This window comes from Paraburkholderia ribeironis, from assembly GCF_900019265.1.
In the GTDB taxonomy this organism is placed as follows: domain Bacteria; phylum Pseudomonadota; class Gammaproteobacteria; order Burkholderiales; family Burkholderiaceae; genus Paraburkholderia; species Paraburkholderia ribeironis.
Map to the genome: position 1 here is coordinate 123,995 of NZ_CYGX02000047.1, position 7,819 is coordinate 131,813.

Annotated in this window: 8 protein-coding genes; 4 read left to right on the plus strand and 4 right to left on the minus strand. The window is 63.6% G+C overall.

Translation table 11 applies throughout. The annotated features are described in order from the left end of the window. Nucleotides 1-18: 18 nt before the first annotated feature. From BN2475_RS21415 to BN2475_RS21425, 3 genes are all read right to left on the minus strand, one after another. On the minus strand, nucleotides 19-579 hold the full coding sequence (locus BN2475_RS21415; RefSeq protein ID WP_094781582.1) for a barstar family protein: 561 nt from the start codon (nucleotides 577-579) through the stop codon (nucleotides 19-21). Between the two features lie 16 nt (nucleotides 580-595). Then, the gene (locus tag BN2475_RS21420; protein WP_094781496.1) at nucleotides 596-1,006 is read right to left on the minus strand and encodes a ribonuclease; all 411 of its coding nucleotides are present in this window, start codon (nucleotides 1,004-1,006) and stop codon (nucleotides 596-598) included. Nucleotides 1,007-1,422: 416 nt separating this feature from the next. After that, nucleotides 1,423-3,762, minus strand: a complete 2,340-nt coding sequence (locus BN2475_RS21425; protein ID WP_094781497.1) for an NADP-dependent malic enzyme — start codon at nucleotides 3,760-3,762, stop codon at nucleotides 1,423-1,425. A 207-nt stretch (nucleotides 3,763-3,969) separates the two neighbouring features. Between BN2475_RS21425 and thiL the strand changes: the two genes are divergently transcribed. The 4 genes from thiL (at nucleotide 3,970) to BN2475_RS21445 (ending at nucleotide 6,645) form a co-directional block, all read left to right on the plus strand. Continuing rightward, entirely contained in the window at nucleotides 3,970-4,968 is a 999-nt protein-coding gene (thiL, locus tag BN2475_RS21430; protein ID WP_094781498.1) for a thiamine-phosphate kinase, read from the plus strand. Beyond that, nucleotides 4,958-5,524: a phosphatidylglycerophosphatase A family protein gene (locus BN2475_RS21435; RefSeq protein ID WP_174642017.1), complete on the plus strand. Its 567-nt coding sequence runs from the start codon at nucleotides 4,958-4,960 to the stop codon at nucleotides 5,522-5,524. Before thiL ends, BN2475_RS21435 begins: the two co-directional genes overlap by 11 nt. A gap of 83 nt (nucleotides 5,525-5,607) precedes the next feature. Next, on the plus strand, nucleotides 5,608-6,108 hold the full coding sequence (locus BN2475_RS21440) for a CinA family protein (RefSeq protein WP_094781499.1): 501 nt from the start codon (nucleotides 5,608-5,610) through the stop codon (nucleotides 6,106-6,108). 24 nt (nucleotides 6,109-6,132) lie between these two features. Beyond that, on the plus strand, nucleotides 6,133-6,645 hold the full coding sequence (locus BN2475_RS21445; RefSeq protein ID WP_094781500.1) for a cupin domain-containing protein: 513 nt from the start codon (nucleotides 6,133-6,135) through the stop codon (nucleotides 6,643-6,645). Between the two features lie 276 nt (nucleotides 6,646-6,921). On the opposite strand, the gene pyrF is transcribed toward BN2475_RS21445, so the two are convergent. Beyond that, complete coding sequence (pyrF, locus tag BN2475_RS21450) at nucleotides 6,922-7,737, minus strand: orotidine-5'-phosphate decarboxylase (RefSeq protein ID WP_094781501.1); 816 nt, start codon at nucleotides 7,735-7,737, stop codon at nucleotides 6,922-6,924. Nucleotides 7,738-7,819: the final 82 nt, after the last annotated feature.

The window sequence follows — 7,819 nt, forward strand, 5'->3', positions numbered from 1 at the left end:
AGACTCAGGCAAACGAACTCAGGCAAACGAATAGAACACCCGGAACGCCACTTTCCGCTCGGCCCAGAATTCGGCTGCTTCGCGGAACACGTCCAGCAGCGTTTCACGCCCTTCCTTGTCGAACTTCTGGGCAACCGGCAACTGCTCGAGCACGATCACGAAACCGGGCTGCGCGCCAGCCTTGTGGACGAGGTCGGTCAGGCAGTCGTAGAGCGCGTCGTAATTCTTGCCGAAATGCTTCGGAAACAGAAACGACGTCGCGATGGTCTCGAGCACCTCCTGTTTCGAGTGCGCGTTGGCGCAATACGCATACAGAAAATGCTGGCCGAGCTGCTGGGCCTCGTCGGCGAGATCCTGCACGCGGAACGCGCGGATCGACTGTACGATGTTCGGTCGCACGGTCTTGAAAAGGCTCATGGGCTCCTCGTTCGATGAAACCACCGTGCCAGCTTCACTCTGGTTCTCGCGGCCCTGACCGTCGGCGCGCATCTTCATGACGCGTTGGAACAAATTGCCGTCGCCGGCCGCGAAAAGATCCGTCGCGACTCCGGAGTCGTGCGCGTAGATGTTGTCGCTCATGCCGTTCATCCCGATCTCATTCAACAATACGATTAAAACTGGTGTAATGGTCGTCCGAGTAGTAACAATTGTCGGTTCGCTGTAGCGGACCACCGCAGACGATGCGACGCGCCCCGCGATTACGTGCGTGAGGCGTGGGAACGGTGTATTCGTGGTAATAGCCGCGCCGATGGGCCGGCAGCAACCGTTCGCGATTGCCGAACACGATGCCGTCCTTCTCATACGGGTAAGGCCCGCCAGCAGCAATCAAGTTCAACGTACTGACCGCTTCGCGCGGCAATTGCGCCAGCGCGACGGTACCTGGCACCTGAACGTTCGCGTCCGCCGCGTAGTCGCGTGCAAACGCGCCAGGCACAGAGCCGGCTAACGCGCACAGCGTAACAACACCGGTCAGCACGCCTTTGATGCGCAGCCACTTGCGTGCCATGTATCAGGATTCCCGCTGTTAGATCACGAGTTTGACGACCATGAAAGTCGTAAGGGTATCGCTAATAGCCTTTGGAATCAATGTTCAGCGGACCGGCGAACGCCTTCCAAACGCGCAGGAAAAGCCGATGGTTGGGTCTTTGACGAGTTTTGACAGAATGTTTAGCCTGATCTGGCTAAACTTAACTTGACTGCGCGAATGGATGGGAAATGCAGATATTCAGCATGCTCTCTATGCGCGCCGTCGTTCCCCTGGCGAGAGCCGAGGGTTGTCGTAGTCTTTCAAGGTTGATTTTGTGTCAGTAGCCGTTTTAGGGTGGCAATCCCCTGCTTACCCAAGGCGTGCCCGTTGCAGGCACGCCTTTTTTTTGGCATGGCGCGCGATCAGCCGGCGCCATGCCTCACCCGGGTCGAGGCTCAGCGGGCTGCGATTACGTCCGCCACCAACAGCGCCGTCATATTGACGATCCGGCGCACCGTCGCCGAAGCCGTCAGCACGTGAACCGGCTTGGCTGCGCCCAGCAGCATCGGACCGATCGCGATGTTATTGCCCGCGGCAGTCTTCAGCAGGTTATACGAGATGTTGGCCGCGTCGATGTTCGGCAGCACCAGCAGATTCGCATCGCCTTCGAGCGTCGAGTCGGGCAGGACTTCGCGGCGCAGGTTCGCGTCGAGCGCCACATCGCCGTGCATTTCGCCATCCACCTGCAGCTCCGGCGCGCGTTCGCGCAGGATCTCCAGCGTATCGCGCATCTTCTGGGCGGTCGGCGCGTTGCTCGAACCGAAATTCGAATGCGACACCAGCGCGACCTTCGGCTCAATACCAAAGCGGCGCACTTCCTCGGCGGCCATGATGGTGATCTCGGCCAGCTGCTCCGGCGTCGGATCGACGTTCACGTGCGTATCGACGAGGAAAATCTGGCGGTTCGGCAACACTAGCGCGTTCATCGCCGCGTACACACCGCGGCCTTCACGCTTGCCGATCACCTGGTCGATGAAGTGCAGATGACGGTGCGTCGTGCTGATGGTGCCGCAGATCATGCCGTCCGCCTCACCCTTCTTCACCAGCATCGCGCCGATCAGCGTGGTGCGCCGGCGCATCTCCAGCTTTGCCATCTGCGCCGTGATGCCTTTGCGGGACATCATCTTCGCGTATTCCTGCCAGAAATCGCGGTAACGCTCGTCGTGGTCGGTGTTGACGACCGTGTAGTCCTGGCCCGCGACCAGACGCAGACCGTAGCGCGCAATGCGCTGTTCGATCACCGCCGGACGGCCGATCAGGATCGGCTTGGCCAGCTTTTCGTCGACGATGATCTGCATCGCACGCAGCACGCGTTCTTCTTCGCCTTCCGCGAACACGATGCGCTTCTTCTCCGGCTCGACGCCACGCGCCAGCTGGAAAATCGGCTTCATGGTCGTGCCGCTGTGATAGACGAACTGCTGCAGATGCTGCTGGTACGCTTCCATGTCCTCGATCGGACGCTCGGCGACGCCCGAATCCATCGCGGCCTTCGCCACCGCCGGCGCGACCTTGACGATCAGACGCGGATCGAACGGCTTCGGAATCAGATATTCCGGCCCGAACGACAGATCCTGAATGCCGTACGCTGTCGCGACGATGTCGCTCTGCTCCTGGCGCGCCAGTTCGGCGATCGCATTGACCGCGGCGATTTCCATTTCCCGCGTCACCGTGGTCGCGCCCGCATCCAGCGCGCCGCGGAACAGGAACGGGAACACCAGCACGTTGTTCACCTGGTTCGGGTAGTCGGTGCGGCCCGTGCATAGCACCGCGTCCGGGCGCACTTCGAGCGCGAGTTCCGGCAGGATTTCCGGCGTCGGATTGGCCAGCGCGAGAATCAGCGGCCTCTCGGCCATCTGCTTGACCATTTCCTGCTTGAGCACGCCGCCGGCCGACAGGCCAAGGAAAATGTCCGCGCCGTCGATCACCTCGGCGAGCGAGCGGGCATTGGTTTCACGCGCGAAACGCTCCTTGTCCGGGTCCATCAGCTCGGTGCGGCCCTTGTAGACGACGCCCGCGAGGTCGGTCACGGTAATGTTTTCGAGCGGCAGGCCGATGTCGACGAGCAGATCGAGACACGCGAGCGCCGCGGCGCCCGCACCGGAGGCGACCAGCCTGACCTCCTTGATGTCCTTGCCGACGACCTTCAGGCCGTTGGTAATCGCCGCCGCGACGATGATCGCCGTGCCGTGCTGGTCGTCGTGGAAGACCGGGATTTTCATGCGCTTGCGGCACTCGCGTTCGACGATGAAGCAGTCCGGCGCCTTGATGTCTTCCAGATTGATGCCGCCGAAGGTCGGTTCGAGCGCGGCGATCACGTCGACCAGCTTGTGCGGATCGGATTCGTTCAGCTCGATATCGAACACGTCGATGCCGGCGAACTTCTTGAACAGGACGGCCTTGCCTTCCATGACCGGCTTCGACGCGAGCGGCCCGATGTTGCCGAGACCGAGCACCGCCGTGCCGTTCGTGACGACGCCGACCAGGTTGCTGCGTGCGGTGAAACGCGCGGCGTTCAGCGGATTCTCGACGATCTCCTCGCAGGCGAATGCGACGCCCGGCGAATAGGCCAGCGCCAGATCGCGCTGGTTGATCATCTGCTTGGTCGGGGCGATCGCGATCTTCCCGGGGGTCGGGAACTCGTGGTAATCCAGAGCGGCTTCGCGGAGTTTGCTAGTGACGGGATTCGACATAAGGCGGGCTTCGAAGTGCAGATTAGAATAGATGTTCGACCGCATTGTAGCCCCAATTGACGACGCGATTCCTTCAATACGGGTACAACTGCCGCGACCTGAACGTATCGAAAGGCTGGTGCGACGTCCGCCACGCCGACCGCGATCCGGTTCGGAGTTGTGTGCAAATCGGGGGGCGATCAGGCCGCGACCTGATACGTTGTGCACCCTAAGCCGCTTTTCATCGCCTTTATCCCTTCATCATTCGTCACCATGCTTTCCGAGTTTTCGCTGATCGACCGCTTCTTTGCCCGCCGCGCCACCGCCGGACCGTCCGACGCCACCGCCGGCACACTCGGCATCGGCGACGACTGCGCGCTGCTTGCCCCGCGCGCCGGCGAAATGCTGGCGATATCGACAGACATGCTGGTGGAAGGCCGGCACTTCTTCGCGGATATCGATCCCGAAGCGCTGGGTCACAAGGCGCTCGCGGTGAACCTGTCGGACCTCGCCGCGATGGGCGCCCGGCCTCAGGCGTTCACGCTGGCGTTCTCACTGCCCAAAGCGGACGAGGCGTGGCTCGCCGCATTCAGCGAAGGGCTCTTCGCGCTCGCCGAGCGCCACGATTGCGCGCTGATCGGCGGCGATACGACGGGCGGGCCTTTGAATCTGTGCATCACCGTGTTCGGCAGCGTGCCGCCGCACGCGGCGCTGCGCCGCGACGCCGCTCAACCGGGCGACGACATCTGGATTTCCGGCACGCTCGGTGATGCGCGTGCGGGCTTGGGCATCCAGCGCGGCGAGTGGTCCGCCGATGCCAGCGATGCTGCGACGTTCCGTCGCGCCCTCGAGCGACCGGAGCCGCGCATCGCGCTGGGCATCGCGCTACGCGGCGTTGCGCGCGCTGCACTCGACGTGTCGGACGGTCTCGCCGGCGATCTGCTGCACATCCTCGAGCGCTCGGCACTGCGCGCCACGGTCGATGTCGACGCGGTGCCGCGTTCGGCCGCGTTGCGACGTCTTGCGCCCGACATCCAGCGACGCTGCACGCTCGCCGGCGGCGACGACTACGAACTGTGTTTCACCGCACCAGCTGCCGCTCGCGCCGCAGTCGAAGCAGCCGGGCGCGCGGTGGACGTGCCGGTCACCCGCATCGGTACAATAAGCGCTCTACAGGCGCCGCACGACCGCCCGGCGATCGCCTGGCGCGATGCCGCCGGCGCGCCGCTCACCCTGACGTTGCAAGGCTTCGATCACTTTCATGCAGACTGACCCTCCGCTCGGCCCCGCCGACGAACTCATCGGCGGCAGCCCACCGCCCGGACCGAGCGCGCCGCGGCCCAAGCCGCGCCGCGCCACCGCGCGTTTCATGCTGTCGCATCCGCTGCACCTGCTGTCGCTGGGTTTCGGCAGCGGCTTGTCGCCGGTTGCGCCGGGCACCATCGGCACGCTATTCGCGTGGGCCTCGTTCACGGTGCTGAGCCGCTATCTGACCGTGATCGAATGGGGCCTGCTGATCGCCGTGGGTTTCATCGGCGGTATCGCGATTTGCGGCTTTACCGCGAAGCGGCTCGGTATCGACGATCCGTCGCCGGTCGTGTGGGATGAGATCGTCGCGTTCTGGCTGGTGCTGCTGATGATCACGCCGGTCGCGCTGACCGACCAGCTCTGGGCATTCATCGTGTTCCGCTTCTTCGATATGGTGAAGCCGCCCCCGATCAGTTATTTCGACCGCCGTCTGAAAGGTGGCTTTGGCATCATGTTCGATGATCTGGTTGCCGCCTTTTTCACGTTGCTGGTCATTGCGCTGTGGCGCATGTCGGTTTGACCGCTGCTCGGCCGTCGCGGCATCACGCCGTTATGCCGTAACGCCGTGCTTCACCACCCGCTCCCGTTTTCCGGATTGACGCCATGCCTACCGATTCCGTGGTTCATCAGCTCGCAATTCGCGTCAGCAACCGCCTGCGCGACGAGCGCCTGATGCTCGTCACCGCCGAGTCCTGCACGGGTGGCATGGTAGCGACCGCGATCACCGACATTTCGGGCAGTAGCGGCTGGTTCGAGCGCGGCTTCGTCACGTATTCGAATCCGGCGAAGAGCGAAATGATCGGCGTGCCCCCCGATCTGATCGACAAGCACGGCGCGGTCAGCGAACCGGTCGCACGCGCGATGGCCGAAGGCGCGCTGCGCAACAGTCGCGCGCAGGTGTCGCTGGCGATTACCGGCGTTGCCGGGCCGGGCGGCGGTACCAAGACCAAGCCAGTCGGGATGGTGTCGTTCGGCTGGAGCAACCGGCTGCATACGTCGGTGGAAACGAAAATCTTCAAGGGCGACCGCGAGCAGATTCGCGTGCAGGCCGCCGCCCACGCGTTGCGCGGCGTGCTCGCGTTGCTCGACGAGCAGGAACACTGATCCTCGTTGGAAGGGCGCACACCAATGCCGGATTCGCACACAATCCAACACGAACTGATCCGCCGCTTCGATCTGAAGCCACATCCGGAAGGCGGATTTTTTAGCGAGACGCACCGGTCGGCGGACTGTGTGGTCCGCGCGGACGGTACAGCGCAGATGCGTTCGGCGTCGACCGCGATCTACTACCTGCTGTGCGACGGCGCGCATTCGGCATGGCATCGGATCAGGTCCGACGAGGTCTGGCATTTTTACGTGGGCGAACCGTTGCACGTTCACGTGCTCGACGCACACGGCACGCTGGTCACGCACAAGCTCGGCAATGCGCTGACGCATCCCGATGCGGTGTTTCAGGCCGTGGTGCCGGCGGGCTCGTGGTTCGCGGCGGAGTGCGTTGACCCGGCGACATTCGCGCTGGTCGGCTGCACGGTCGCGCCGGGATTTGAATTCAGCGAGTTCGAACTGGCGGATGTCCACGCGCTGAAGACGCGCCATCCCAGGCATGCGATGTTGATCGGGCGACTGGGGCCGGCTGGTTAGGCGAGCTGGCGGGCCTGGCTTGCTGGCCCGAGTTGGGTCTGGCTTGCTGGCCCGCGTTGGGTCCGGCTTGCTGGCCCGCGTTGGGTCCGGCTTGATGGTCCGAGTTGGGTCCGGCTTGCTGGTCCGAGTTGCAGGTCCGGCTTGATGGTCCGAGTTGCTGGTCCAGCTTGTTAGTCCGACGTGATCGGGCTGATCGGAGTGAACCAGCGGCAACCCAAACCGCCGCCCTTGAATCCCGCCGCTCATCAAGCGGCCCTCACCGATCCCAGCCCTCGGTCAGCGAAACGCGTTGATCCGGTCACGCGTTTCCATTGCGACCTTCGCCGCGGCTTGCGCGAAATCGTCGCCTTTGCCCGCATAGAGAATCGCCCGCGACGAATTGATCAGCATGCCCGTGCCGTTCGCGGTGCGGCCGGCGCTGACGGTCGCCTGCACATCGCCGCCTTGCGCGCCGATGCCCGGAATCAGCAGCGGCATGTCACCGACGATCCCGCGCACGGCCTCGATTTCCTTCGGGAACGTCGCGCCGACCACCAGCGCTAGCTGCCCGCTCGCGTTCCACTTGTCGGCCGCCAGTTGCGCGACGACCTGATACAGCGGACGACCGCCCGTCTCAAGGAATTGCAGATCGGAGCCACCCGCGTTCGACGTACGGCATAACACGATCACACCCTTGCCTTGGTGCTCCAGATACGGCTGGATCGAATCGAAACCCATGTACGGATTCACCGTCACCGCATCGGCCTGATAGCGCTCGAACGCCTCGCGTGCGTACTGCTCAGCGGTGCTGCCGATGTCGCCGCGCTTCGCATCCAGGATCACCGGCAAGCCGGGATGGTGCGCATGAATATGGGCAATCAGCTGCTCGAGCTGATCTTCCGCGCGATGCGCGGCGAAGTACGCGATCTGCGGTTTGAATGACGACGCGTACGGCGCGGTCGCATCGACGATGCTGCGGCAGAAATCGAAAATCGCGTCGGGCCGGCCGGCGAGCGCGCCCGGGAATTTGCTGGGCTCGGGATCGAGGCCGACGCACAGCAGCGAGTTGGTGCGCTGCCAGGCGTCGTTGAGTGTCTGGATGAAATGGGACATTGATGAGTCTCGCGGCGAGCCGGTAAACGGAAGAGGCGTGTATTTTACCCGTCCTGCACCGCACGTCGTGCCCGTGTCGTGC

Bases quoted from the DNA above. Each gene is read 5' to 3' on its own strand.
- BN2475_RS21415 (WP_094781582.1), bottom strand. From the start codon at position 579: ATGAGCGACAACATCTACGCGCACGACTCCGGAGTCGCGACGGATCTT.
- BN2475_RS21420 (WP_094781496.1), bottom strand. From the start codon at position 1,006: ATGGCACGCAAGTGGCTGCGCATCAAAGGCGTGCTGACCGGTGTTGTT.
- BN2475_RS21425 (WP_094781497.1), bottom strand. From the start codon at position 3,762: ATGCGGTCGAACATCTATTCTAATCTGCACTTCGAAGCCCGCCTTATG.
- thiL (WP_094781498.1), top strand. From the start codon at position 3,970: ATGCTTTCCGAGTTTTCGCTGATCGACCGCTTCTTTGCCCGCCGCGCC.
- BN2475_RS21435 (WP_174642017.1), top strand. From the start codon at position 4,958: ATGCAGACTGACCCTCCGCTCGGCCCCGCCGACGAACTCATCGGCGGC.
- BN2475_RS21440 (WP_094781499.1), top strand. From the start codon at position 5,608: ATGCCTACCGATTCCGTGGTTCATCAGCTCGCAATTCGCGTCAGCAAC.
- BN2475_RS21445 (WP_094781500.1), top strand. From the start codon at position 6,133: ATGCCGGATTCGCACACAATCCAACACGAACTGATCCGCCGCTTCGAT.
- pyrF (WP_094781501.1), bottom strand. From the start codon at position 7,737: ATGTCCCATTTCATCCAGACACTCAACGACGCCTGGCAGCGCACCAAC.